Origin of the sequence: Bradyrhizobium sp. UNPF46, assembly GCF_006658625.1 — a bacterium.
In the GTDB taxonomy this organism is placed as follows: Bacteria; Pseudomonadota; Alphaproteobacteria; order Rhizobiales; family Xanthobacteraceae; genus Bradyrhizobium; species Bradyrhizobium nitroreducens.
Window position 1 is genome coordinate 85,735 of the sequence record NZ_LFJB01000010.1, and the last position, 24,721, is coordinate 110,455.

General features: G+C 65.2%; 22 protein-coding genes. 10 read left to right on the top strand and 12 right to left on the bottom strand.

The window, feature by feature from the left end; translation table 11 throughout:
* The first annotated feature begins 37 nt into the window (after window positions 1-37).
* Both UNPF46_RS06140 and UNPF46_RS06145 read left to right on the top strand, forming a co-directional pair.
* The gene (locus UNPF46_RS06140) at window positions 38-1,036 is read left to right on the top strand and encodes an NAD(P)H-quinone oxidoreductase (RefSeq protein ID WP_100175919.1); all 999 of its coding nucleotides are present in this window, start codon (window positions 38-40) and stop codon (window positions 1,034-1,036) included.
* A gap of 139 nt (window positions 1,037-1,175) precedes the next feature.
* Entirely contained in the window at window positions 1,176-4,052 is a 2,877-nt protein-coding gene (locus tag UNPF46_RS06145; RefSeq protein ID WP_181769813.1) for an EAL domain-containing protein, read from the top strand.
* A 40-nt stretch (window positions 4,053-4,092) separates the two neighbouring features.
* Here the strand turns inward: UNPF46_RS06145 and UNPF46_RS06150 are convergent, their stop codons facing one another.
* Window positions 4,093-4,356, bottom strand: a complete 264-nt coding sequence (locus UNPF46_RS06150) for a DUF7662 domain-containing protein (RefSeq protein WP_174718815.1) — start codon at window positions 4,354-4,356, stop codon at window positions 4,093-4,095.
* Window positions 4,357-4,510: 154 nt separating this feature from the next.
* On the opposite strand from UNPF46_RS06150, the gene UNPF46_RS06155 reads away from it, so the two are divergent.
* Window positions 4,511-6,007, top strand: coding sequence for a sensor domain-containing diguanylate cyclase (locus UNPF46_RS06155; RefSeq protein ID WP_100175921.1), 1,497 nt, complete (start codon window positions 4,511-4,513; stop codon window positions 6,005-6,007).
* A 134-nt stretch (window positions 6,008-6,141) separates the two neighbouring features.
* Here UNPF46_RS06155 and galU read toward each other — a convergent pair whose 3' ends face one another.
* Window positions 6,142-7,017 (bottom strand): UTP--glucose-1-phosphate uridylyltransferase GalU, encoded by an 876-nt coding sequence (gene galU, locus UNPF46_RS06160; RefSeq protein ID WP_142249439.1) that lies wholly within the window; start codon window positions 7,015-7,017, stop codon window positions 6,142-6,144.
* Window positions 7,018-7,222: 205 nt separating this feature from the next.
* Here galU and UNPF46_RS06165 point away from each other — a divergent pair, with 205 nt between their 5' ends.
* Window positions 7,223-8,620, top strand: coding sequence for a lytic murein transglycosylase (locus UNPF46_RS06165; RefSeq protein ID WP_181769814.1), 1,398 nt, complete (start codon window positions 7,223-7,225; stop codon window positions 8,618-8,620).
* 170 nt (window positions 8,621-8,790) lie between these two features.
* Window positions 8,791-10,503: an SGNH/GDSL hydrolase family protein gene (locus tag UNPF46_RS06170; protein ID WP_142249441.1), complete on the top strand. Its 1,713-nt coding sequence runs from the start codon at window positions 8,791-8,793 to the stop codon at window positions 10,501-10,503.
* 160 nt (window positions 10,504-10,663) lie between these two features.
* Here UNPF46_RS06170 and UNPF46_RS06175 read toward each other — a convergent pair whose 3' ends face one another.
* Together UNPF46_RS06175 and UNPF46_RS06180 are read right to left on the bottom strand one after the other, a co-directional pair.
* Window positions 10,664-11,035, bottom strand: a complete 372-nt coding sequence (locus UNPF46_RS06175) for a CsbD family protein (RefSeq protein ID WP_142249442.1) — start codon at window positions 11,033-11,035, stop codon at window positions 10,664-10,666.
* 76 nt (window positions 11,036-11,111) lie between these two features.
* The gene (locus tag UNPF46_RS06180; protein ID WP_142249443.1) at window positions 11,112-11,849 is read right to left on the bottom strand and encodes an SDR family NAD(P)-dependent oxidoreductase; all 738 of its coding nucleotides are present in this window, start codon (window positions 11,847-11,849) and stop codon (window positions 11,112-11,114) included.
* A gap of 98 nt (window positions 11,850-11,947) precedes the next feature.
* Between UNPF46_RS06180 and UNPF46_RS06185 the strand changes: the two genes are divergently transcribed.
* Both UNPF46_RS06185 and UNPF46_RS06190 read left to right on the top strand, forming a co-directional pair.
* Entirely contained in the window at window positions 11,948-12,727 is a 780-nt protein-coding gene (locus tag UNPF46_RS06185; protein WP_142249444.1) for an SDR family NAD(P)-dependent oxidoreductase, read from the top strand.
* Window positions 12,728-12,824: 97 nt separating this feature from the next.
* On the top strand, window positions 12,825-13,712 hold the full coding sequence (locus UNPF46_RS06190; protein ID WP_100176136.1) for a TauD/TfdA dioxygenase family protein: 888 nt from the start codon (window positions 12,825-12,827) through the stop codon (window positions 13,710-13,712).
* 94 nt (window positions 13,713-13,806) lie between these two features.
* Here the strand turns inward: UNPF46_RS06190 and UNPF46_RS06195 are convergent, their stop codons facing one another.
* The gene (locus UNPF46_RS06195; RefSeq protein WP_100176135.1) at window positions 13,807-14,451 is read right to left on the bottom strand and encodes a YqgE/AlgH family protein; all 645 of its coding nucleotides are present in this window, start codon (window positions 14,449-14,451) and stop codon (window positions 13,807-13,809) included.
* A 142-nt stretch (window positions 14,452-14,593) separates the two neighbouring features.
* Here UNPF46_RS06195 and UNPF46_RS06200 point away from each other — a divergent pair, with 142 nt between their 5' ends.
* From UNPF46_RS06200 to UNPF46_RS06210, 3 genes are all read left to right on the top strand, one after another.
* Entirely contained in the window at window positions 14,594-15,433 is an 840-nt protein-coding gene (locus tag UNPF46_RS06200; protein ID WP_142249445.1) for a protein-disulfide reductase DsbD domain-containing protein, read from the top strand.
* Between the two features lie 164 nt (window positions 15,434-15,597).
* Complete coding sequence (locus tag UNPF46_RS06205; RefSeq protein WP_181769815.1) at window positions 15,598-16,965, top strand: oligosaccharide flippase family protein; 1,368 nt, start codon at window positions 15,598-15,600, stop codon at window positions 16,963-16,965.
* A gap of 196 nt (window positions 16,966-17,161) precedes the next feature.
* Complete coding sequence (locus tag UNPF46_RS06210) at window positions 17,162-17,986, top strand: sulfite exporter TauE/SafE family protein (protein ID WP_100176132.1); 825 nt, start codon at window positions 17,162-17,164, stop codon at window positions 17,984-17,986.
* An 85-nt stretch (window positions 17,987-18,071) separates the two neighbouring features.
* On the opposite strand, the gene UNPF46_RS06215 is transcribed toward UNPF46_RS06210, so the two are convergent.
* The 7 genes from UNPF46_RS06215 to UNPF46_RS06245 form a co-directional block, all read right to left on the bottom strand.
* The gene (locus UNPF46_RS06215; protein ID WP_142249446.1) at window positions 18,072-18,860 is read right to left on the bottom strand and encodes a 3-hydroxybutyrate dehydrogenase; all 789 of its coding nucleotides are present in this window, start codon (window positions 18,858-18,860) and stop codon (window positions 18,072-18,074) included.
* A 1-nt stretch (window position 18,861) separates the two neighbouring features.
* Window positions 18,862-20,037, bottom strand: a complete 1,176-nt coding sequence (locus UNPF46_RS06220) for a DUF3734 domain-containing protein (protein WP_142249447.1) — start codon at window positions 20,035-20,037, stop codon at window positions 18,862-18,864.
* A 77-nt stretch (window positions 20,038-20,114) separates the two neighbouring features.
* Window positions 20,115-20,615, bottom strand: a complete 501-nt coding sequence (locus UNPF46_RS06225) for a CAP domain-containing protein (RefSeq protein WP_097659942.1) — start codon at window positions 20,613-20,615, stop codon at window positions 20,115-20,117.
* A gap of 178 nt (window positions 20,616-20,793) precedes the next feature.
* Complete coding sequence (locus UNPF46_RS06230; protein ID WP_142249448.1) at window positions 20,794-21,828, bottom strand: sulfate/molybdate ABC transporter ATP-binding protein; 1,035 nt, start codon at window positions 21,826-21,828, stop codon at window positions 20,794-20,796.
* Window positions 21,818-22,729, bottom strand: coding sequence for a sulfate ABC transporter permease subunit CysW (gene cysW, locus UNPF46_RS06235; protein ID WP_100176129.1), 912 nt, complete (start codon window positions 22,727-22,729; stop codon window positions 21,818-21,820). Before cysW ends, UNPF46_RS06230 begins: the two co-directional genes overlap by 11 nt.
* Before the next feature lie 9 nt (window positions 22,730-22,738).
* The gene (cysT, locus tag UNPF46_RS06240) at window positions 22,739-23,545 is read right to left on the bottom strand and encodes a sulfate ABC transporter permease subunit CysT (protein ID WP_174719293.1); all 807 of its coding nucleotides are present in this window, start codon (window positions 23,543-23,545) and stop codon (window positions 22,739-22,741) included.
* 67 nt (window positions 23,546-23,612) lie between these two features.
* Window positions 23,613-24,626, bottom strand: coding sequence for a sulfate ABC transporter substrate-binding protein (locus UNPF46_RS06245; RefSeq protein ID WP_100176127.1), 1,014 nt, complete (start codon window positions 24,624-24,626; stop codon window positions 23,613-23,615).
* Window positions 24,627-24,721 lie beyond the last annotated feature (95 nt).

The window sequence follows — 24,721 nt, forward strand, 5'->3', positions numbered from 1 at the left end:
GCCTCGTTCATCCCGCACCTTTGCTCAAGGACACATCATGGACAAGCTGCCCGCGCAAATGACCGTGGTCGCCATCTCCAAGCCCGGCGGACCGGAGGTGCTGATCCCGGAACAGCGCAGCATTCCGCAGCCTGGCCCCGACGAGATCCTGGTCAAGGTGATGGCTGCCGGCGTCAACCGGCCCGACGTCGCACAGCGCTCCGGCGCCTATCCGCCGCCACCCGGCGCCAGCGACCTGCCCGGCCTCGAAATCGCCGGCGAGGTGGTCGCGGTCGGCAGCAACGCCAAGCGGCACAAGATCGGTGACAAGGTGATGTCGCTGGTCGCCGGCGGCGGCTATGCGCAGTACTGCATCGCCCAGGATGCCCAGGCGATGAGCGTGCCGCCTGCCCTCTCGATCAAGGAAGCCGGCGCGCTGCCGGAGACCCTGATGACGGTCTGGCACAATGTGTTCGAGCGCGGCGGCCTCAAGGCCGGCGAGACGCTGCTGATCCATGGCGGCTCCTCGGGCATCGGCACCATGGCGATCCAGCTCGCAAAGGCATTCGGCGCGAAGGTGTTCGTCACCGTCGGATCGCAGGACAAGTGTGATGCCTGCCTCAAGCTCGGGGCCGATCGCGCCATCAACTACAAGACCGAAGACTTCGTCGCCGTGGTCAAGGAAGCGACGAACAAGGAAGGCGTCAACCTGATCCTCGACATGGTCGCCGGCGAGTATGTCGACCGCAATTATGATGCCGCCGCGGTCGATGGCCGGATCGTGCAGATCGCGACCCTCAACGGCCCCAAGGTCACCGTCAACATCGCCAAGGTGATGGTGAAGCGCCTGACCCATACCGGCTCGACCCTGCGCCCCCGTACTAATGCGGACAAGGCGGCGATGGTGGCCGCAATCGAGGCGAAAGTGATGCCGCTTTTGCGTGAAGGCCGCGTCAAACCGCTGATGGACAGCACTTTCCCGCTGGAAAAGGCGGCGGACGCGCACCGGCGCATGGAGACGAGCGCACATATTGGCAAAATTGTGTTGGAGGTCTAGGCCGCTGACCCACAGGGCGAGCCGGAAACCCTTTGATTTTCCTCGCTTTCGTGGCATCTATCGCGACGCACCGAACCACTTCCGTTCGGTCTGAAATCGTCTTCACCGAAGAGTTTGCGTCGAACGCGGAGAACTGACCTTGCGTCTGATCAGGTGCCTCGCGCCCATCGCGCTGGGCCTCATGATTCTCGTCGCCGCGTATCCCGCGCGCGCGCTCGACGCCGTCAGCGTCCGCAGTGACGCGCCCGCGATCGACCTCACCGGCGTGCTCGAGCATCAGCGCAGCGATGCCGACCGCATCCAGGTCTCCACCGCGCCCGGCACCGACGGCATCGTTCGCAGGATCGAGGTGCGCGCCCGCGAAGGCGGCCAGAACTGGGTGGTGTTTGCGCTCGCCAACAACACCGACGACCAGCTCGACCGCCTGATCGTCGCCCCGCATTACCGCATCGTCTCCTCGGGGCTGTTGTGGCCCGACCTCGGCCTGTCGCGCATCGCCACCATCACGCCCTCGACCGGCGACCGGCCGGAGCGGCAGGAAAGCCCGACCGCCGACGTGTTCCGCGTCACGCTCGACCCCGGCGCCGTCATCACCTTCGTCGCGGAGCTGCGCACCGACAAGCTGCCGCAGCTCTATCTGTGGGAGCCGGAAGCCTACAAGGACAAGGTCAACTCGTTCACGCTGTACCAGGGCATCGTGATCGGCATCTCCGGCTTGCTGGCTCTCGTCCTCACCATTCTGTTCGTGGTCAAGGGCAGCATCATGTTCCCGGCCGCCGCGGCGCTGGCCTGGGCGGTGCTGGTCTATATCGGCGTCGATTTCGGCTTCTGGGGCAAGGTGCTCGACATGTCGAACAACGCCGAGCGCATCTGGCGCGCGGCGGGTGAGGCGATCCTGGCGGCAACGCTGCTGGTGTTCCTGTTCGCCTATCTCAACCTCAGCCGATGGCACGTGCGCTATTCGCACATCACGGTGGGCTGGCTCGCCTTCCTGGGTTCGCTGGTGGCGCTCGCACTCTTCGATCCCGCGGTGGCCTCCGGCATCGCGCGCATCTCGCTGGTGCTGATCGCCTTCGCCGGCTTTGCGCTGATCGTCTATCTCTCCACCCACGGCTTCGACCGCGCGGTGCTGTTGATCCCGACCTGGTTCCTCCTCGTGGTGTGGGTGGTCGCGGCCGGCATGACGGTTGCGGGTTCCGTCACCAATGACATCGTCGGCCCCGCCCTGCTCGGCGGCCTCGTGCTGATCGTGATGCTGATCGGCTTCACGGTGATGCAGCACGCCTTTGCCGGCGGCGGTGCCACCACCGGCGTCGTCTCCGACATCGAACGGCGTGCCCTGGCGCTGGCCGGTTCCGGCGACCTGATCTGGGACTGGGACGTCTCCGCCGACAAGGTCTTCACCAGCCCCGAGACGGAAGCCCTGCTCGGCCTCAAGCGCGGCACGCTCGAAGGACCCGCGGCCTCGTGGCTCGAAGTGCTGCATCCGCTCGACCAGGACCGCTTCCGCGCCGCGCTCGACAGCGTGCTCGATCAGCGCCGCGGCCGCCTCGTGCAGGATTTCCGCCTGCGCACGCCCGACGGGCACTTCATGTGGTTCGCGCTGAAGGCGCGGCCCGTGGTCGGCTCCGACGGCGAAGTCTCGCGCGTGGTCGGCACGCTCACCGACGTCACCGAGCTGCGCAATGCCGAGGAGCGCCTGCTGCACGATTCCGTGCACGACAATCTCACCGGCCTTCCCAACCGCAAGCTGTTCATGGACCGGCTGGGCGCGGTCGCGCATTTCGCCAAGTCGATGCCGACGCTGCGGCCGACGCTGATGGTGATCGACCTCGACCGTTTCAAGCAGGTCAACGATTCCGTCGGGATTGCGGTCGGCGATTCCATCCTGCTGACGCTGGCCCGCCGCCTCACCCGCATCCTGAAGCCGCAGGACACGCTGGCGCGGCTGGCCGGCGACCAGTTCGGCCTGATCCTGCTGTCCGAACAGGACCCGGCCCGCATCACCGCCTTCGCCGAGACCATCCGCAAGACCATCCGCGCGCCGATCGCCTTCAACGACCGCGAGATCTTCCTCACAGCCTCGATCGGTCTCGCACTGTCTGATCCGCAAACCCAGCTCACGGACGAGATCATCAAGGACGCCGAGCTTGCGATGTATCACTCCAAGCGCATCGGCGGCGACCGCATCGACGTCTACAAGCCCGCGATGCGGGCGCGGAAGACCGACCGCCTGACGCTGGAGAGCGAGCTGCGCCGCGCCATCGAGCGCCAGGAGCTCACCATCCTGTACCAGCCGATCGTGCGGCTGGAGGATCGCTCCGTCGCCGGCTTCGAAGCGCTGGTGCGCTGGGATCACCCGAAGCTCGGCCGCATGGCACCGTCGGAATTCATCTCCATCGCCGAAGAGACCGGCCTGATCGTCGATCTCGGCATGTTCGTGCTCGACCAGACCGCAAAGCAGCTCTCGGTGTGGCAGCGCGCGATGCGCTCGCGCGAACCGATCTTCGCCTCGGTCAACGTCTCGTCGCGGCAGCTGCTGCGCCACGATTTGATCCACGACATCCGTACCGTGCTGTCACGTTCCTCGGTGGCGCGCGGCACGCTCAAGCTCGAACTGACGGAATCCCTGGTGATGGAGAATCCGGAGCACGCCGCGCAGATGCTGACGCGGATCCGCGAGCTCGGCACCGGGCTCTCGCTCGACGATTTCGGCACCGGCCATTCATCGCTGGCCTATCTGCAGCGCTTCCCGTTCGACACCATCAAGATCGACCAGTCCTTCGTGCGCACCACCAACCGCGGCACCCGACCGGTGATCCTGAAGTCGATCATCGCGCTCGCCCACGACCTCGGCATGGACGTGGTGGCCGAAGGCGCCGAGACCGATTCCGATGCGGTCGAGCTCTACCAGATGGGCTGCGAATACGCGCAAGGCTTCGCCTTCGGCGAGCCGATGGATGCAGATGCAGCGATGCGTCTGCTGACCGAAGTGCGGCTGGAAGCGGCGAGCTAGCCTCTTACCCTCCCCTGGAGGGCGGCAGGGTGCCGCTGCGCTACCGCCGCCGGTCCTTCTTCATCTTCGTGAACCGCACGCTCTGGCCGTCGGGCATCCGCACGGCCTTGAACCCCGCGGCGAGGCAGGCCTCGCGTTGCGGCATCTGGATGTCGGGGCTGCGCAGGCTGTCCCACCACGAGGCACGATTGGCCGCGCGCGGCAGGGCCGCGCCGATGATCTCCTCGATCTGCTCGAAGGTCAGGACGAATTCGGCCTGCTTCTGCCGCAGCAGATAGTCGCGCAACGCGTCGTAGTCGTTCACATCAATCCTCTCGTCCGAAACCGGGTCTGCTCGCGCCGGGGCTGCCCAAAACCGTGAGCTCCGTATACCGATTCTTAACTCACTGCGGCAGCGCCGTCCTGCCTTAAACACTGCTCAAGCTTTCGGGCGCATCCACTTATGCCGGGAGCAAACGATGCTGTCTGGATGGCGCGACGTCACGGCCCGCCGGCCGTGGCGGATTTCGGCGAAGCTGCTGATCATCTCGTCCGTGGTGACGGTGATCGGCTTTTCCGCCATTTGCGTCAACGTGATGCTCGACATGCGCCGCGGCGAGGAGGCGCTCGCCCGCCAGACGCTGGAGAACCTGGCGACGACCATCGAGTCCGACATCAGCCGCAACATCGAGATTTACGATCTGTCGCTGAAGGCGGTCGCGAACAATTTGCTGCTGCCTGAGCTCGCCACTGTCTCCAAGCCGGTCCGTCACCTGATCCTGTTCGATCACGCGATGACCGCCAAGCATTTCGGCGCGATCCAGGTGTTCAATGCCGAGGGCAAGCTGACGATCGATGCCTCGACGCTCGATCCCGCGCCGGAGAACCGGAGCGAAGAGGACTACTTCAGTGTCCATCGCGACAATCCCGGAGCCGGGCTCTTCATCAGCCGTCCCATGCTGTTCCGCGGCGCCTATTCGATCGTGCTGAGCCGGCGCGTCAGCGACACCGACGGCGGCTTCATGGGCGTCGTCGCCGGTTCGATCCGCTTCAGCTATTTTCATGAACTGTTCGATCGGCTGAACCTCGGCCCCGAAGACAGCATCACCGTGCTCAGGCGCGACCGCACCATCATGATGCGGCGGCCGTTCGACCTCGACGTGATCGGCAAGAACCTCGGCACACGGCAGGACTGGAAGGCGGACAATTTGCGCGCCGGCGGCGCCTATGCGGGCCAAGGCCCCGTCGACACGACCCCGAGGCTGTATGTTCGCAGCAGTGGCACAAGCCCGCTGTTCGTCGTTGCAGGCAAGCCTCTGAGCGCAGTGTTCGAGCTGTGGCGAAAGGAAGCTTACCGGATCGGGGCCGTGGTGGTTGCGCTCATCCTGTTCGTGCTGGGATCGACGCTCGTGCTCGCGCGCGAGATCGGCCGGCGCGCCGAGGCCGAGCGCAAGCTCGAGGAGATGGCGACGACCGACGCGCTCACCGGTCTGAAGAACCGCCGCAAATTCGATTCCGTCATCGACGTAGAGTGGCGCCGCGCGATGCGCCAGAAGGCGCCGGTCGCACTGCTCATGATCGATGCCGATCACTTCAAGGCCTACAACGACACGTTCGGCCACCAGGCCGGCGACCAGGTGCTGGTCGGCATCGCCATCTGCATCTCCGATTCGGTGAGCCGGGCCGGCGACTGCGCCGCGCGCTATGGCGGCGAGGAATTCGCCGTGCTGCTGCCAAGCACATCGGCCCCCGACGCCTTCAAGGTCGCCGAGACGATCCGCGCCAAGGTGCAGGGCTGGTCCGACGACGAGGTGATCTCGACGGTGTCCTGCGGCGTCGCCAGCCTCGTTCCCTCAGCCGGCATGGACTGGGCGGTCCTGGTCGCCGCCGCCGACAAGGCGCTCTACGCGGCGAAAGCGGGTGGGCGCAATCAGTCGGTGGTTGCGAGCCTGCCGAAGCTGTCACTGGTGGCGTGAGTTTGGGGTGTCATTCCGGGGCGGCTCGAAGAGCCGAACCCGGAATCTCGAGATCCCCCGATGCGCAATTGCGCATCTGAGGTCTGGTCCTTCGGACCATCCCGGGATGACATCGAAGGCGTTCGCCTTCGATGTCACTGCCCCAGATACTTCTTCATCTCCGCGATCAAGCCATCACGCAGCTCAGGGCGCTTCAGGCCGTAGGCAATGTTGGCGCGCAGGAAGCCGGGCTTGGAGCCGCAATCATGGCGCTCGCCCTCGAACTCGACGCCGTAGAATTTCTGCGACTTGGCGAGGCCGATCATGGCGTCGGTCAGCTGGATCTCGCCGCCGGCGCCGCGTTCCTGGGTCTCCAGGATCTTGAAGATCTCGGGCTGCAGGATGTAGCGGCCGGTGATCGAGAGATTGGAGGGCGCGGTGCCCTTGGCCGGCTTCTCGACCATGCCGTCGACCTCGAACATCTTGCCGTTGCGTTTTCCCACGCCGCAGATGCCGTATTGATGGGTGAGATGATCGGGCACCGCCTCGACCGCGACCAGATTGGATTTCTCGCCGAGCGAGGATGCCATCTCGATCATCTGCTTGAGGCAGCCCGGCGTGTTGAGCACGAGCTCGTCGGGCAGCACGACGGCGAACGGCTCGTTGCCGACGATGTCGCGCGCGCACCAGACGGCGTGGCCGAGGCCGAGCGGCGCCTGCTGGCGGGTGAAGCTGACGGCGCCGGCTTCGGGCTGGTTCTGCGCCAGGATCTCCTGCTCGGCCTTCTTGCCGCGCTGGCTGAGCGTCGCATCGAGCTCGTACATCCGGTCGAAATGATCTTCGATGACGCTCTTGTTGCGGCCGGTGACGAAGATGAAGTGCTCGATGCCGGCCTCCCTCGCCTCGTCATAGACGTACTGGATCAGCGGCTTGTCGACGATGGTCAGCATTTCCTTCGGCATCGCCTTGGTGGCGGGCAGGACACGGGTGCCGAGGCCGGCGACGGGGAATACGGCTTTGCGAATTTTCATGACAGCGATCGAATACCTGAGGAGATACGTGAAGGGAGCAATGACATCTTGCTAGCCTGTTTGCAGCCGCCAACAAAGGCGGATGTGGGGCCTCATCCGCGCAGAGTTAAGAAAAAGGCCGCCACCAAAATTTCACCTTTGTTAAGCTATTGGCAACCGTAACCAGGCCTCCTGATGGCGGATTTTCACGGCCGACGGGTGGGACATGATGCAATCGGTGACAGGGCAGGCAAGACGGGCGGTATCCGTGACCGGCGCGATCATGATCGCGGCCGCTCTGCTGCTGCCTGTCGGCGCGCACGCCCAGGCGCAGAACGGCCTGTCCAACCTGTTCGGCGGCATCTTCTCCGGTCCCAACGCCGCGCCGTCGCAAGCCTCGCCGGGACCCGGCGGCGGCCAGACGGGAGCATTGCCCTGGAGCGGCGAAGACGGCGCCTCCGGCCATCCGCTGATGACGGCCGCCGCGATCCGCGAGGCCGCTGGCAATTTCAACAATTGCGTCGCCGGGATGTGGCCCGATGCCGCACGGCGCGGTGTCACGCAGGAGAACTTCCAGCGCTTCACGGCCGGACTCTCGCCCGACCTGCGCATCATGGACCTGATGGACTCGCAGCCGGAGTTCACAAAATCGATCTGGGACTATCTGGACATCCTCGTGAACGACAACCGCCTCGCCAAGGGGCGCGAGGTGCTCGCCAAATACAAGGCGCAGTTCGACGCCACCGAGAAGGTCACCGGCGTCGACCGCTACATCATCGCCTCGATCTGGGGCATCGAGTCCAATTACTCGACGCAGATGGGCGACCGCAGCGTGCTGCAATCGACCGCGACGCTCGCCTGCATCGGCCGCCGCCAGGCCTATTTCAAGGACGAGTTTCTGTCGGCGCTGGAGATCCTCAACCGCGGCGATCTCAGGCCGGAGCAGATGCGCGGCTCCTGGGCCGGCGCATTCGGCCCGACCCAGTTCATGCCGACCGCGTTCAAGCGCTTTGCCGTCGACGGCGACGGTGACGGACGACGCGACGTCGTCGACAATCCCACCGATCTGATCGCCTCGACCGCCAACAACCTGAAGAAGGACGGCTGGCAGGCCGGCCAGACCTGGGGCTTTGAGGTCGTCGTGCCCCAGGGCTTCAACTACATGCTGGCCGACCGCGCCAAGGCGATGCCGATCGCGCAATGGGAGAAGCTCGGGCTGAAGCGGGCGACCGGCCAGCCGTTCCCCCATCCGGGCGAGAAAGCCTATCTGCTGGCCCCCGCCGGCGCGCAGGGGCCCGGCTTCCTGATGCTGCAGAATTACCGCGTCATCATGAAGTACAATCCGGCCGAGGCCTATGCGCTCGCGATCGGCCATTTCGCCGACCGCCTGCGCGGCGGACAGCCCTTCGTGCAGCCCTGGCCGCGCCAGGAGCGCGAGCTGTCGCGCAGCGAGCGACTGGAACTGCAGCAGCTCCTGGCCCAGCGCGGCTTCTACAAGGGCACCCCGGACGGCCAGTTCGGCGGCCAGACCCGGGAGGCGCTGCGCAATTTCCAGGCCTCGATCGGGGTCCCCGCCGACGGCTTTGCGTCGTCCGACGTGCTGGATCGGCTGCGCGGGCGGTAAAATCGCCCCGAAAGTAACCCTGAACGTGGATTTTGCCTGATAGCCTTGACGGGGACGGCTGTTCCCCGGTGTATGGGGCAAGAATCTGCAACGGAATTTGCCCGTTTGGCGCCCGATTCCGTTATTATGTTGAGCCATTCCCGATCCCCGTTGCGCGTGCCCGAGATCGCATGTCGAAGAAGTCCCTGTTCAAGGCGCTGACCGAGACCGGCCCGTTGATCGCGCTGGGGACGGCGCTTGCGATTCTGGTCTCGGTCGCGGGACCCGCTTCGGCGCAGTTCTTCAACTTCCCCGGCTTTGGTGGACCGCCACAACGCTCGGCTCCGCCACCACAGCGGGGCGGCGGCGGAGGCGGAGGCGGCTGGTTCGGCGGCGACTTCTTTGCCCCCTTCCAGCAGCAACAGCCGCAGGCGCCGCGCCAGGATTTTTCGCGCGCACCGGCGCCGGCCAAGCGCGACACCGTCCCTGAGAAGAACGTGCTGGTGCTCGGCGACGCCATGGCCGACTGGCTCGCTTACGGCCTGGAAGACGCCTACGCCGAGCAGCCCGACATGGGCGTGATCCGCAAGCACAAGACCGTTTCAGGCCTGATCAAGTATCAGCCGAAGGGTGAGCCTTCGGACTGGGCGGCGGCGGCAAGGGGCATTCTCGAAACCGAAAAGACCGACGTGATCGTCGTCATGCTCGGCCTCAACGACCGCGCCGCGATCCGCGAGCCCGCCCCTGAGAAGACGGACAAGGCGGCAACCGACAAGGACAAGAAGAACGACAAAGGCGCGCGCGGCAAGCCACCGGCAAAGCCGGGCGAGACCAAGCCCAGCACCGACAGCGCCGCCAAGCCCGACGACAAGCCTGCCGATGCCGACCTGCCGCAGGACGACGCCGACAATGCCGACACGCCGGCGGCCGTGCCGGAAAAGACGGCCCGCAATCCCAACGGCCTCTACGAATTCCGCGACGAGCGCTGGATCGAGCTCTACGGCAAGAAGATCGAGGAGCTCGCCAATATCCTGAAGTCCAAGGGCGTGCCGGTGCTCTGGGTCGGCCTGCCCGCGGTGCGCGGACCCAAGGGCACCGCGGACACGCTGTTCCTGGACTCGCTCTATCGCGAGGGCGCGGCCAAGGCCGGCATCACCTATGTCGACGTCTGGGACGGCTTTGTCGACGAAGCCGGCCGCTTCCTGCAGAAGGGCCCGGACTTCGAAGGCCAGATCCGCCAGCTCCGCAGTTCTGACGGCGTCTATTTCACCAAGCCCGGCGCGCGCAAGCTGGCGCATTATGTCGAGCGCGAGATCACGCGCCTCCTGGCCGGCCGCTCCGGCCCGATCGCGCTGCCGAGCGAGCCTGCGACCCCCGATACCAGCGCCGAGCCGGGCAAGCCCGCGCCGCGGCCGCTGGCGGGACCGATCGTGCCGCTGATCGCGGCCTCGATCTCGACCGATCAATTGCTGGGCGGCCCGGGCTCGCGGCCCGCCGCCGTCGATGCACTCGCCGCAAAGACGATGGTGAAGGGCGAGCCTCTGGCCGCTCCGGCCGGCCGCGCCGACGACTATGCCTGGCCGCGCCGCGAAGTCGGCCGCGAGCAGGCCAAGGGTGATACCCCGATGGCCGCGACGACGCCTGACGGCAATGTCGCGTCTCCCGGAGCACCGGGAGGGGCCGCAGCCGTCGCACCGCCGAAGCTCGCGCCGAAGAAGCCGCCGGCGCCGCAGCAACCGGCCCAGGCGACGCCTTCAATCCGTGATTTCTTCGGCTTCGGCTCTCCGCAGCCACCCCCGCGTCAACTGACGCCCGCGCCCGGGCCGCGCAATCCGGCACAGAATAATCCCGCGATGCCGCGTCCGCCGGGTAATGTCGGGCGAGCGGCGGAAGTGATCAGGTGATTTTTTTGAACTGCGGTTTTGCGTCCCGCCCATGAGGATTCTCATGGCGTTGCTCGCCCCGCATGGATGACGTCAGCAAAGAACGGTCCCGGCTCAGCAGCGCACCACAATGTGATGCGCTGCGTCCGGGGCACCCAGAATGCGTTTTGTCGCCTGACCCTTAGTAGCGCCAGCGCGACGGCGGAGGACGCCGCGCCGGGCGCGACATCAACAGCGCCAGCGCAAAGCCGATGCCGCCCGCCACCAGCAGCGCGCCGAGCGGATTGTCCTGCACCTTCTTCGACAGCGCCTGCGTGCCGTCGCGGAAGGTCTCGCCACTGTTGTCGTAGGCGTCCTTGGCGTAGTTCGCTGCGGTATCCGTGGCGTCACGCACGGCATCCTTGGCCTGGCCGTAGAGATTCTGCACCGTGCCTGCAGCTTCGCGCGCCTTGCCCGATGCCTGCGTCTTGGCATCGCCTGCCATGTCTCCGATCGCGCCTTCCGCGCGTCCGGCATATTCCTTGGCCGATCCAACAATCCGATCCGTGTCCATGAAGCTCCTCCTCGGGGGTCAGCCCAAGTAACAGATCAGGAGCGGCGCAGTTCCAAGTCAGGACGAAAGTGTTGCCCTACAGAATCAGCCCACCATCGACAACGAGGGTTTGCCCGATGATGTAGGACGACAGCGGCGAGGCCAGGAACAGCGCGGCGCCCGCCATGTCGGCCGGCGTGCCCAATCGTCGCAGCGGGATGCGCGCAAGCGCGCCTTCAAGCCGCTTCGGATTGTCGGTCGTCACCTTCGTCATCTTGGTGTCGACGAGCCCCGGCGCGATGCCGTTGACGCGGATGCCGTCCTCGGCCCAGGCCTCGCCCAGCGTCCGCGTCAATCCGACCGCACCGGTCTTCGAGGCGTTGTAGGCGGGATTGCCCATGGTGGAGTGATAGGCCGCGGTCGAGGACACCATGATCAGCGCGCCCCTGGAATCCCGCAACATGGAATGAAACCGCGTGGCGCACGCCATCAGGCTCATCAGATTGACCTCAACCACCTTGCGGAAGCCGCTCATCTCGAACTCGCCGCGGCGATAGAGCACCGCGCCTTGCGCCAGCACGAGGATGTCGAGCCGGTCGAAGGCCGGCTTGAACGCTTCGATCGCGCCGGGACTGCCAACGTCGAGCTGCGCATAAGAGAGGCCCGTGAGGTCGGAGCCTTCCTCCGCAGAATATTCCGTTGCGCGAGCACGCGTGCCGCACACCGCAACCTGGGCGCCCCTGGTGCGAAACGCCTGCGCGATGCCGTTGCCGATCCCGCTCGAGCCGCCGACGACCAGCACCTGCCTGCCTGAGAAATCGAGCTCGTTCGCCATCGCGGCCTCCCCTTTTGTCTTGCTTGTTTGACCTGTCTGCGGATCGGTGCCAGCCTTGTCAATCATAACAAGAACAAGCAGCTTCCCGAGGAAACAGCATGTCCGAGTTCAAGCAGCTCAGCCGGTCCGTCAGGGGCCTGACCGTTCTCGTCACCGGCGCGGCGAGCGGCATGGGGCGAGCGACCGCGCGCGTGTTCGCAAACGAGGGCGCGAACGTTGCCGTCACCGATTACGACGAGCAGGGCGCGCATGCGGTTGCGAAGGAGATCGCGGCGAGCGGCGGAGCGGCGAAGGCGTGGAAGCTTGACGTTGCCGACGGCGGCGAGATCAAGCGTGTCGTGGCTGACGTTGCCGCGCATTTCGGCGGAATCGACATCGTCGTCAACAATGCCGGCATCTCCGTGCGCGTCGCGATCGACGACGAGACTTACGAGGACGCCTGGGCCAGGGGCATTGCCGTGATGCTGACGGCCCATCCGCGCATCATCCGCGCCGCGCTGCCGCATCTGCGCAAGTCGACATGTCCGCGCATCGTCAACATCGCCTCGACCGAGGCGCTCGGCGCCACCGCATTGCACAGCCCCTATTCGGCCGCGAAGGGTGGCGTTGCCAGCCTCACCCGCTCGCTCGCCGTGGAGCTCGGCCGCGAGGGCATTACGGTCAACTGCATCTGCCCCGGTCCGATCCGCACTGGTATCACCGACCGCATCTCGGAGGAGCACAAGACGATCTATGCCAAGCGCCGCACCGCCCTCGGCCGCTACGGCGCCCCCGAAGAGGTCGCGCATATGACGCTGAGCCTGTGCCTGCCGGCCGCGTCCTTCCTCACCGGAGCAGTCATCCCGGTCGACGGCGGGCTGATGGCGCGGAACGCGTGAGAGACATGCGCTCGAAGCGTTGACAAGCACGAGCGCGGGAGTAGCTTTTTCGCCGACAGAGCGGGACCAACCGCTCGCGACCTGTGGGAGAAACGCCATGACGATCGCCATCCGGCAGCTTCAGAAGCATTTTGTCGGCGAGGTCTCCGGCCTCGACTTGCGAAAGCCCCTCACCGAGGCCGAGGCGCGCGAGGTCGAGGCCGCCATGGACAAATATGCGGTGCTGGTCTTCCACGACCAGGACATCACCGACGAGCAGCAGATGGCCTTCGCGCTGAACTTCGGTCAGCGCGAGGACGCGCGCGGCGGCAACATCACCAAGGCAGATGAATACCGTCTCACCTCGGGCCTGAACGACGTCTCCAACCTCGGCAAGGACGGCAAGCCGCTGCCGAGAGACAGCCGCGCCAATCTGTTCAACCTCGGCAATTGCCTGTGGCACTCCGACAGCTCTTTCCGGCCGATCCCCGCGAAATTCTCGCTGCTGTCGGCGCGCGTGGTGAACCCGAAGGGCGGCAACACCGAATTCGCCGACATGCGCGCAGCCTATGACGCGCTCGACGACGAAACCAAGGCGGAGATCGAGGACCTCGTCTGCGAGCACTCGCTGATGTATTCGCGCGGATCGCTCGGCTTCACCGAGTACACCGACGAGGAGAAGGCGATGTTCAAGCCGGTGCTGCAACGGCTGGTGCGGACGCACCCCGTGCATCGCCGCAAGTCGCTCTATCTCTCATCGCATGCCGGCAAGATTGTCGGCATGAGCATGCCCGAAGGCCGGCTGCTGCTGCGCGACCTGAACGAGCACGCGACGCAGCCGGAGTTCGTCTACGTCCACAAATGGAAGCTGCATGACCTCGTGATGTGGGACAATCGCCAGACCATGCACCGCGTCCGCCGCTACGACCAGTCCCAGCCCCGCGACATGCGCAGGGCGACGGTGGCGGGGACGGAGCCGACGGTGCAGCAGCAGGCGGCGGAGTAGCAGTTACAAACTCCGCCGTCGTCCCGGACAAGCGCAGCGGAGCAGAGCGCAGATCCGGGACGACAGCGAGACTGTGGCGCGAGCGTCTGAGCAACTACGCGTGCCCGGCCTCGTTGGAGAGCATGCCGGGATCGATACCGATCTTCTGCAGGGCGCGGTTGTATTTGTCGTCGACGTCGTCGCCGAAAATCAGATCCGCATCCGCATCGCAATGCAGCCAGCCGTTGCTCTGGATCTCGGTCTCGAGCTGGCCCGGCGCCCAGCCGGCATAGCCGAGCGCGAGGATGGCATGCTTGGGGCCGGAGCCGTTGGCGATGGCGCGCAGGATATCGACGGTCGCCGTGAGGCAGACGCCGTCATCGATCCGCAACGTCGCGTTCTCGATGTAGAAGTCGCTGGAATGCAGCACGAAACCGCGGCCGGTGTCGACCGGGCCCCCGCGCAGCACCTTCATGCTTTCGGCATTCTCCGGCAGCTTGATGTGCTCGCCCTTCTTGATGATGCCGAGCTGCTGCAACAGCTCGGGGAAGTCGATGCTGCCAGCCGGATGGTTCACGATGATACCCATGGCTCCCTCCGCCGAATGGGCACAGAGATAGATCACCGAACGCTCAAAGCGGGAATCGCCCATCACAGGCATCGCGATCAGCAGCCGGCCGTCGAGATAGCCGGCCGAATTGGGCAGCGCGGCCCCCCCCCGGCGGGTGCTTTCGCCCGTTCTCTTTCCTGTGGGAGCCATCGGTGAAGCACTCCGGTTTCAATTCCTATCCTGATGTCGGACCTAGCCGCTGTCAAATCAAGGCTTGCAGAGACTCGATTCAAGTGCATCCATCACAAGCAATTCAATGGTTTGCCGGGGTGCGCCCCTGTAAAGACGTGCCATGCTGACAAGAGTTCCCCTGCGTGCGGCGATCGGCGTCGCGACAACCATGCTTGCGTCGTCTCTGGCCATCGCAGCCCATGCCGATGACGCTTCGCCATGGCAGCGCGACGGACATTCCGCAGTGCGGCTGTTGGCGGGATCGCGAAGTGGCGCCGTGCTGCTCGGCGGTATCGCCTTCCAGCTCCAACAGGGTTGGAAGACCTATTGGCGCATCCCCGGCGACTCCGGCGTTCCGCCGCGGTTCGACTTCTCGAAGTCGGACAACGTCGAGGCGGTGACGGTGATGTGGCCTGCGCCGCTGAAATTCGACGACGGCGCGGGCGGCCATTCGATCGGCTATCACGACCAGATCGTGCTGCCGTTACGCATCGTCGCCAAGGCGGCCGACAAGCCCGTGACCTTGCGCGCCGAGATCAATTACGCGGTGTGCGAGAAGCTCTGCATTCCGGTCGAAGCCAAGATCGAGCTCGGCTTCAACAACGTCGCATCGACCGAGGACGCCAATTTGCGTGCCGCGCTCGACACCGTGCCGAAGCCCGCCAATATCGGCGATCCCAATCCGCTCACCATCCGCGACGTCAAGCGCGACGGAGCCAAGAACGTGGTGGTCGACGTGGTCACGCCCGACAGCCGCAACGTCAATCTGTACGTGGAAGGGCCAACGCCCGATTGGGCGCTGCCGATTCCGGAGCCGGTCAAAGACAGCCCGGCCGGCGTGAAGCGCTTTTCCTTCGAGCTCGACGGCCTGCCGCCCGGCGCCAAGCCCGACGGTGCTGCGCTGAAATTCACGCTGGTCGGGCCTGAGAAGTCGTACGAGTTCAATACGAATTTGGAGTGATCGTCGGTATCGCGAGTGAGTTGCTCGACTCGCGCCCTGGTTTCAGACATCGTCCCTGACAAGCGTATGGTGGCGAGACAGCGCCCCGCCCAACCCAATCTTAACGAATGGTTGCTAATTCCTCATCTGCCACAGCATGCCGGGCGACCTGAGGGATCTTCGAATTGGCCGTGATGGATGCACAACCCGCAACGACCGGACCGGCCGGGCTGATCGCGCGGCTGCGCGCCAGGCTGACGGGCGGCCCGAGCGAGGCATCGCTGACGCGGCGGCTGGCCGGCACCATCTTCATCATCCGCGTGATCAGCGCTGGGCTCGCCTATGTCTCGCAGGTGCTGCTGGCGCGCTGGATGGGCACCTCCGACTACGGCACCTATGTCTATGTCTGGACCTGGGTGCTGCTGCTCGGCAGCATGATGGATTTCGGCATCTCGGCCTCCGCGCAGAAGATCATTCCGGAATACCGGGCCAGCGGCGAGCAGGCGCTGCTGCGCGGCTTCCTCTCCGGCAGCCGCTGGCTGACCTTTGCCGTCTCCACGCTGGTCTCACTCGCTCTTGCCGGCATCGTCAGGCTGCTGTCGCCCTGGATCGATCCGGCCGAGGTGCTGCCGCTCTATATCGGCTGCATGACACTGCCCGCCTTCGTCGTCGCCAACACCCAGGACGGCATCGCGCGCTCGCATGACTGGATGCAGCTCGGCTTGATGCCGCAATTCATCATCCGCCAGGCGCTGATCATCGGCATCACGGGCGCTGCCTTCCTGCTCGGCTATCATCTCGGCGCGGTCGCCGCGATGGCCGCGAGCGCGGGCGCGGTCTGGATCGCGATGACGGGACAGATGGCGGTGCTCAACCGCAAGCTCGCCGATCACATTCCGTCCGGCCCCAAGACGTACGACATCCGCGGCTGGCTCGCGGTCTCACTGCCGATCCTGCTGGTCGAGAGCTTCTACCTGCTCTTGTCCTATACCGACGTGCTGGTGCTGCAGCAGTTCCGCCCCTCCGACGAGGTCGGCGTCTATTTCGCTGTCGTGAAGACGCTGGCGCTGGTCTCGTTCATCCACTACGCGATGTCGGCGACGACCGCGCATCGCTTCGCCGAATACAACGCCAGCGGCGACAAGGCGCGGCTGTCGGCCTATGTCGCGCACGCCATCAGCTGGACGTTCTGGCCGTCGCTGGCGGCGACGATCGTGCTGCTCGCGCTCGGCAAGCCACTGCTCTGGCTGTTCGGGCCGCAATTCGTGGTCGGCTACGACATCATGTTCGTCGCCGCGATCGGGCTCGTGGTGCGCGCCGCGATCGGGCCGGTCGAGCGGCTGCTCAACATGCTCGGTCAGCAGAAGATCTGCGCGCTCGCCTATGCACTGGCCTTCGTGATGAACGTCGTGCTCTGCATCGCGCTGGTACCGCGCTACGGCGGCCACGGCGCCGCAGCCGCGACCTCGATCTCCCTCACCTTCGAGACGGTGCTGTTGTTCTGGATCGTGCGGCAGCGTCTCGGCCTGCACGTGCTGGCATTTGGCAAATAGGCGCAGTGCACCCTCGATGCTTGCTGCCGTTGGGGAACGGCTCTGTCAGCGCAGCCACGCGAACGAGGCAAAACGCCTCCCCTTCTTCAACCCGCGATAAAATTTTTCTTATTCTGCCCAAGTGGTTGCGCATTAGGGGAACTGTATTCTACGTCGTATTGCCTAACCGCCGAGATCAACCTAAGATTCCCCCGACATGTTTGATCCACTCTACGTCGCCTCCGGATTTGGCGTCGGCCTGCTTGTCGGAATGACCGGCGTGGGCGGCGGCTCGTTGATGACGCCGCTCCTGATCCTGCTGTTCGGCGTGCATCCCTCGACCGCGGTCGGAACCGACCTGCTCTATGCCGCCGCCACCAAGACCGGCGGCAGCCTGGTGCATGGCTGGTCGCGCAGCGTGCACTGGCCGGCGGTGCTGCGGCTGGCCTGCGGCAGCATTCCCGCGAGCGCAGTGACACTGCTGGTGCTGTGGAAGCTCGACCTCAAGAGCGATTCCGAGCGCAGCCTGGTCAATCTGGTGCTGTGCTTCGCGCTGCTGCTGACCGCGACCTCGCTGATCTTCCGCAAGTCGATCATGGAGCGTTACCGCGGCAGGCTGGAGCGTGTCGACGACCGCACCACCGCGATTGCAACCGTGATCACCGGGATCGTGCTCGGCGTGCTGGTGTCGATCTCGTCGGTCGGCGCCGGTGCGGTCGGCGTCACCGTGCTGCTGCTGCTCTATCCGCGTCTGCCGATGGTGACCATTGTCGGCTCCGATATCGCCCACGCGGTCCCATTGACGCTGGTCGCCGGCATCGGGCACTGGGCGCTCGGCGACGTCGACTGGGCGCTGATGGGCGTGCTGCTGATGGGTTCGCTCCCCGGCATCATCGTCGGCAGCTACAGCGCGACCCGCGTCCCCGAGACGGTGTTGCGGCTGACGCTTGCCAGCGTGCTGTTCGTGGTCGCCGGCAAGATCATGTTTGCGGAGCTGAAACTGTCGTCGGCGTTCGTGACGGCGTTGGCCTGGACGCATTGAACGGAAAGCTGCCGCCTTGGTCTTGCTTTCGTAGGGTAGGTTAGCCGAAGGCGTAACCCACCCTACGGCACCTCGTCCCCGGCCCCTACTCCGCCGTCCAGCCGCCGTCGATCGACAGGTTGGTGCCGGTGATCTGGGCCGCATCGTCGCCGCACAGGAACAGCGCGAGGGCCGCGACCTGCTCCGATGTCACAAACTCCTTGGTCGGCTGCGCATCGAGCAGCACGTCGTTGATGACCTGCTCGCGCGTCAGATTGCGCGCCTTCATGGTGTCGGGGATCTGCTTCTCCACCAGCGGCGTCCAGACATAGCCGGGGCTGATGCAGTTGCAGGTGATCTTGTGGGTCGCGACCTCCAGCGCCACGGTCTTGGTGAGACCGGCGATGCCGTGCTTGGCCGAAACGTAGGCCGACTTGAAGGGCGAGGCGACCAGCGAGTGCGCAGACGCCGTGTTGATGATGCGGCCCCAACCCTTCTTCTTCATGCCGGGCACGGCGGCGCGGATGCCGTGGAAGGCGGAGGACAGGTTGATCGCGATGATCTGGTCCCACTTCTCGATCGGGAACTCCTCGACCGGCGAGACGAACTGGATGCCGGCATTGTTGACGAGGATGTCGACCGAGCCAAACGTCGTCTCGCCCAGCGCGATCATCCCGGCGATCTCGGCGGGCTTGGTCATGTCGGCGGGCGAATAGATCGCTTTCACCTTGAAGTCCTGTTCGATCTTGGCGCGCTCCTTCTCGATGTCCTCCGGCGAGCCGAAGCCGTTGATGACGACGTTTGCGCCGGCGCCGGCGAACGCACGCGCATAGGCGAGCCCGATGCCGCTGGTGGACCCGGTCACGACGGCGTTCTTGCCTGACAGACTACCCATTCTATTCGCTCCTGTTTGCCGGGGGCGCGACGACGTCCCCCGTGAGATCGTAGGTCACCATGGTCTCGCCGGACTGCGGCCGCTCGAGCCAGTCCTTGTGGCGCATCGACAGATGCACGTCCTTCACGCCGGCCTCCCAATGCTCGACCATGGCGACGTGCGAGAAGTCGTAATCCTTGGACGAGGATTCGTAGTTCTTGCTGCGGTAGATCAGATGCACCACGGTGACGGTGCTTTCACGCGATACCTTCGCGAGGAATTCGACGGAAGGGTCGTTCTTCAGATAATCGGGCAGTTTGGAAATCAGGTCGCGCACCGCCCTGCGGGCGTTGTGCAGCTGCTTGTTCTTGTCGGTGTTCATCCGCGTGCGGCTGGAGAAGCGGATATCCTTCTCGCGCTCGGTGGCCTCCAGCAGCGAATTCGGCAGGTCGCCGCGGGCACTGAACAGATCGACCTGGAAGATCAGCATGTCGCGATCGACCTCGGCATCGAGCACGTAATCGAGCGGGGTGTTGGAGGCGATGCCGCCGTCCCAATAATGCTCGCCGTCGATCATCACCGAGGGAAAGCCGGGCGGCAGCGCGCCGGAGGCCATGACGTGCTCGGGGCCGATTTTCTTGCCGAGCTTCTTGAACTCGAAATTGTCGAAATATTTGAAGTTGCCGGAGGTGACGCCGACCGCGCCGACCGACAGGCGGGTCTTCAGGTCGTTGATGCGGTCGAAATCGACCAGACGCTCCAGCGTCTTCTTCAGCGGCGCGGTGTCGTAATAGCTCTCGGCCTCGGGATGCCCCGGCGGCCACAGCGGCGCCGGCGGGACGCGCGGGACGAAGAAGCCGGGCACACCGAAGGTGGCGATCAGCGCGGCACTGGTCGAGTTGAACAGCTCACGGCTGTGGTCGCTTTTGCCGATCGGTTTCCATGGCACCGGCGCCGACACCATCTCCCAGAATTCTTTCAGCCGCTTGACCCGGGTCTGCCCCTCGTTGCCGGCGATGATGGCGGCGTTGACTGCGCCGATCGAGATGCCGGCGACCCATTCCGGCTCGAAGCCGTGGCCGCACAGCGCCTGATAGGCGCCGGCCTGATAGGAGCCGAGCGCACCGCCGCCCTGCAGGACCAGGACGCGTTGCGCATTCGCGGGGATGCTGGCGGTTTCCGGACTACGATCGGTCATGGGGGAACAATAGCAATGGCGCATCACCGTGGCGACCCTCCGCCGCGGCGTCAATGCATGCCGGGATCAAGTCTGGCTTATCGCTCCGTCGAGGCCAGGATCATGGTCCAGAACACCTTGTATTTGGTGCCAGGAGCATAGCTCGCCGCGATGCCCAATTTTGTGACACCGCTCTTGAGCATGTTGGCGCGGTGCGGGGGCGAGTCGCGCCAGCCGGAAAACGCTTCCGCCAGCGTATGATAGCCGGCCGAGATGTTCTCGACCGCCACGGTCGCCGGATAGCCGCCGGCGGCAAGGCGCTTGGCCAGGGGCGCGCGGACGTCATGGTCCATCTTGTTGGCCGCCGCCATGGCATTGGACTGGGATTCGGCGAGCCGCATGAGATCGGGGTCAACTACGACGGTGCCGAGCATGTTGTTCTGGCGGTATTGCGAGATCATGATCGCGGCCGCCTGCGCATCGAGCTTGGAGCCCGGGGCGGCCATGTCGGTATACATCGACGGCTGCTGGACCGGCGCTTCGTTGCCGGCGCAGCCGGCAAGCAGCAAAGTAACGAGAATTGCGGCCGCAGCGCGCATGTTTGGAGGCCCCCGAATGAGGGGCCGTTGTTGCATACCAACAATGGCTGAAAGGTGAATTTTGAAGAAAATCGACGCAAGTCGTTCCGGGGCAGCGCGGAGCGCTGAACCCGGAATCTCGCTCAATAACCTCGGGATTCCGGGTTCGCGCTGACGCGCGCCCCGGAATGACGGGGACCTACCCCGCAAATATCCGGTAACGGCGCGGTTCGAGGCCGACGGTCTCGCCGACGCGCAGTTCCTTGTCACGGGGAGCGTCGATCTCGATGGTCTTGCCGCCTGACAGGACGATCTCGGCCCGCTGCACGGGACCGAAATTGCGGACGTGCTGCACGGCGCCCTCGAAGGCGCCGCTGCCGGGCGGACCGACCAGCATGTCATGTCGCCGCACGAACAGCTTTGACGCACCAGGCGCAGCCCCGCCTGCCGCAAGCGCGAGCGGCCGGTCGCCGAGCCTGACCACGCCCGCTTCGACCTGAACCGGCAATTCGATGGATTCGCCGATGAAGCCGTGAACGAACGCGCTTGCCGGGCTCTCGTAGACGTCGTCGGGGGAGCCGACCTGCTCGATCCGACCCTTGTCCATCACCACGACGCGGTTGGCGACTTCGAGCGCCTCCTCCTGGTCGTGGGTGACGAAGATCGAGGTCACGTTGATCTCGTGATGCAGCGAGCGCAGCCATCGGCGCAGCTCTTTCCGGACCTTGGCATCGAGTGCGCCGAACGGCTCGTCGAGCAGCAGGATGCGCGGCTCGATCGCGAGCGCGCGGGCGAGCGCGATGCGCTGGCGCTGACCGCCGGAGAGCTGGCTCGGATAGCGGTCGGAAAGCCAGTCGAGCTGCACGAGATCGAGCAGCTCCTTGACGCGCGCGCGGATGGCCGCTTCGTCCTTGCGGATTGCGCGCGGCTGCACGCGCAGGCCGAAGGCGACGTTCTCGAACACGCTCATGTGGCGGAACAGCGCGTAGTGCTGGAACACGAAGCCGACATGCCGCTCGCGTGCGCCCTGCGCCAGCGCATCCTCACCGTTGATGAGCACTTCGCCGGCGTCGGGCCAGTCGAGGCCGGCGACGATCCGCAGCAGCGTGGTCTTTCCCGACCCGGATGGTCCGAGCAGTGCCACGAGCTCGCCGCTGTCGACCTTGAGGTCGACGCCGTCGAGGGCTTTGAAGCTGCCGAACGTCTTGACGAGATTTTTGACTTCAATGGTCACTTGCGTCTTGTCCCTCATCCAGGTGACGTTCAAGAACGGTCTTGGCGATCAACGTGATCAGCGCCAGCATCGCCAGCAGCGAGGCGATCGCGAAGGCGGCGACGAACTGGTATTCGTTGTAGAGGATCTCGACCAGGAGCGGCATCGTGTTGGTCTCGCCGCGGATGTGGCCGGAGACGACGGAGACCGCACCGAACTCGCCCATCGCCCGCGCGTTGCAGAGCAGGACGCCGTAGAGCACGCCCCATTTGATGTTGGGCAGCGTGACGCGGAAGAAGGTTTGAAGACCCGAGGCGCCGAGCGAGATCGCGGCCTCCTCCTCCTGGGTGCCCTGCTCCTGCATCAAGGGGATCAGCGCGCGCGCCACGAAGGGGAAGGTCACGAAGGTGGTGGCGAGCGCGATGCCGGGCACCGCGAACAGGATCTGGATGTCGTGGTCGCGCAGCCAGCCGCCGAAATAGCCCTGCGCGCCGAACAGCAGCACGAAGACGAGGCCGGAGATTACCGGGCTCACCGAGAACGGCAGATCGATCAGTGTGATCAGGAAGGTCTTGCCGGGGAAGTCGAACTTGGCGATCGCCCAGGCGGCGACGAGGCCGAACACGAGGTTGAGGCCGACCGAGATCGCGGCGACCAGCAGCGTCAGCCTGATCGCAGCCAGCGCCTCGGGCTCGGCGAGCGCGGCGAAATAGGCGGCGATCCCCTTCGAGAAGGCATGCGCGAACACCACGACCAGCGGCAGCACGACGAAGATTGTGAGAAACGCGATCGCGATCGTGATGATGGCGATGCGCACGGCCTTCGGCTCGGTGCGGAGATTGTCCCGCGCGAGCGCTTCTCGCGCCCGGACCGTCTCGTCGGACGAGGTGACCGGGCCTGAATGGACAATCTGCATCGTCATGGTCCGCCCTCAGCGCGCCGGGATCCGGCTCTGCGCCCAGCGCTGGAGCCGGTTGACGGCGAAGATGATGACGAAGGACACGACGAGCATGACCACCGCAATGGCGGTCGCATCGGCGTAGCGGAACTCGGAGAGGCGGATCACGATCAGAAGCGGGGCAATCTCGGAGACGTTGGGCAGATTGCCGGCGATGAAAATCACCGAGCCGTATTCGCCGACCGCGCGGGCGAAGGCGAGCGCGAGCCCGGTGAGCAGCGCCGGCGCCAACGAGGGCAGGATCACGCGGATGATGGTCTGCCAGCGGCTGGCGCCGAGGCTGCCCGCCGCTTCCTCGATTTCAGGGTCGAGATCCTGCAGCACGGGCTGCACCGTGCGCACCACGAACGGAATACCGATGAAGATCATGGCGACGAAGATGCCGACCGGCGTGAACGCCACCTTGATGCCGAGCGCCGCAAGCGGCGCCCCCAGCCAGCCCTTCTCGGCGAACAGCGCGGTCAGCGCGACGCCCGCGACCGCCGTCGGCAGCGCGAAGGGCACGTCGACGATGGCGTCGAACAGCCGGCGGCCGGGAAAGCGGTAGCGCACCAGCGCCCAGACGATGATGCTGCCCATGACGAGATTGACGCAGGCCGCCGCGAAGGCGAGGCCGAAGGAGACACGCAAGGCGTTCAGGGTGCGGCGGCTGGAGAGGATGTTCCAGAACTGCTCGGGACTGAGCTCGAGCGACTTCAGGAACAGCCCGGCGAGCGGAATGAGGATGATGACGGACAGCCAGGACAGCGTCAGTCCCATCGTGAGACCGAAGCCCGGCAATGTCCGGTGTCGTGCTGTGACTGCGCTCACCAGGCCCCCTGCTAAAGCCCCTTAAGACAGCGCCAGATCAGTTCTTGTAGATCTGGTCAAAGATGCCGCCGTCGGCGAAATGTTCCTTCTGCGCCCTGGTCCAACCACCGAAAACGTCGTCGATCGTAAATAGTTCGACCTTGGCGAAGGAATTTTCGTATTTTTTCGCGATTTCGGCATCGCGCGGTCGGTAGAAGTTGCGTGCGGCGATCTCCTGCCCCTCCTTGGTGTACCAGTACTGGAGGTAGGCATCGGCGGCGTTGCGAGTGCCCTTTTTGTCGGCAACCTTGTCGACGATCGCGACCGGCGGCTCGGCGAGGATGGATTGCGGCGGCGCCACGACCTCGAACCTGTTCGCGCCGAACTCCTTCAGCGCGAGGAACGCCTCATTTTCCCAAGCGAGCAGCACGTCGCCCACGCCGCGCTCGACGAAGGTCACGGTCGCGCCGCGTGCGCCGGTATCGAGCACCGGCACCTGCTGGTAAAGTTTTCCGATGAATTGCTTGGCCTTGTCGGCCGAGCCGTATTTCTTCTGCGCGAAGCCCCAGGCGGCAAGATAATTCCAGCGCGCGCCGCCCGACGTCTTCGGGTTCGGCGTGATCACGGCGACGCCCGGCTTGATCAGATCGTCCCAGTCCTTGATCGCCTTGGGATTGCCCTTGCGCACCAGGAACACGATGGTGGAGGTGTAGGGCGACGCGTTCTGCGGCAACCGCTTCTGCCAATCCGTCGCCGTGAGGCCCTTGTTCGCGATCGCGTCGATGTCGTAGGCGAGCGCGAGCGTCACCACATCGGCCTGCAAGCCGTCGATCACCGCGCGCGCCTGCGACCCGCTACCGCCATGCGATTGCTTGATCTCGACGCTCTTGCCGGTTTCCTTCTGATAGGCGCTCGCGAACGCCTTGTTGAATTCGGCATAAAGCTCGCGCGTCGGATCATACGACACGTTCAGCAGATTGATGTCAGCAGCGAGAGCCGCGCTTGCCAAAAAACCCGTTGCGAGCAATCCTGCAGCGAGCGGAACGATACGGCGCATCATGTCCATCTCCATTCACTTCACTGACATCGGTGTCAGCGAAGGCAGGCGAAACTCGCGGCGAAACGCGCTCAAGTCAACGAAACCGGATTTTCTTGTTCGCGAACTCG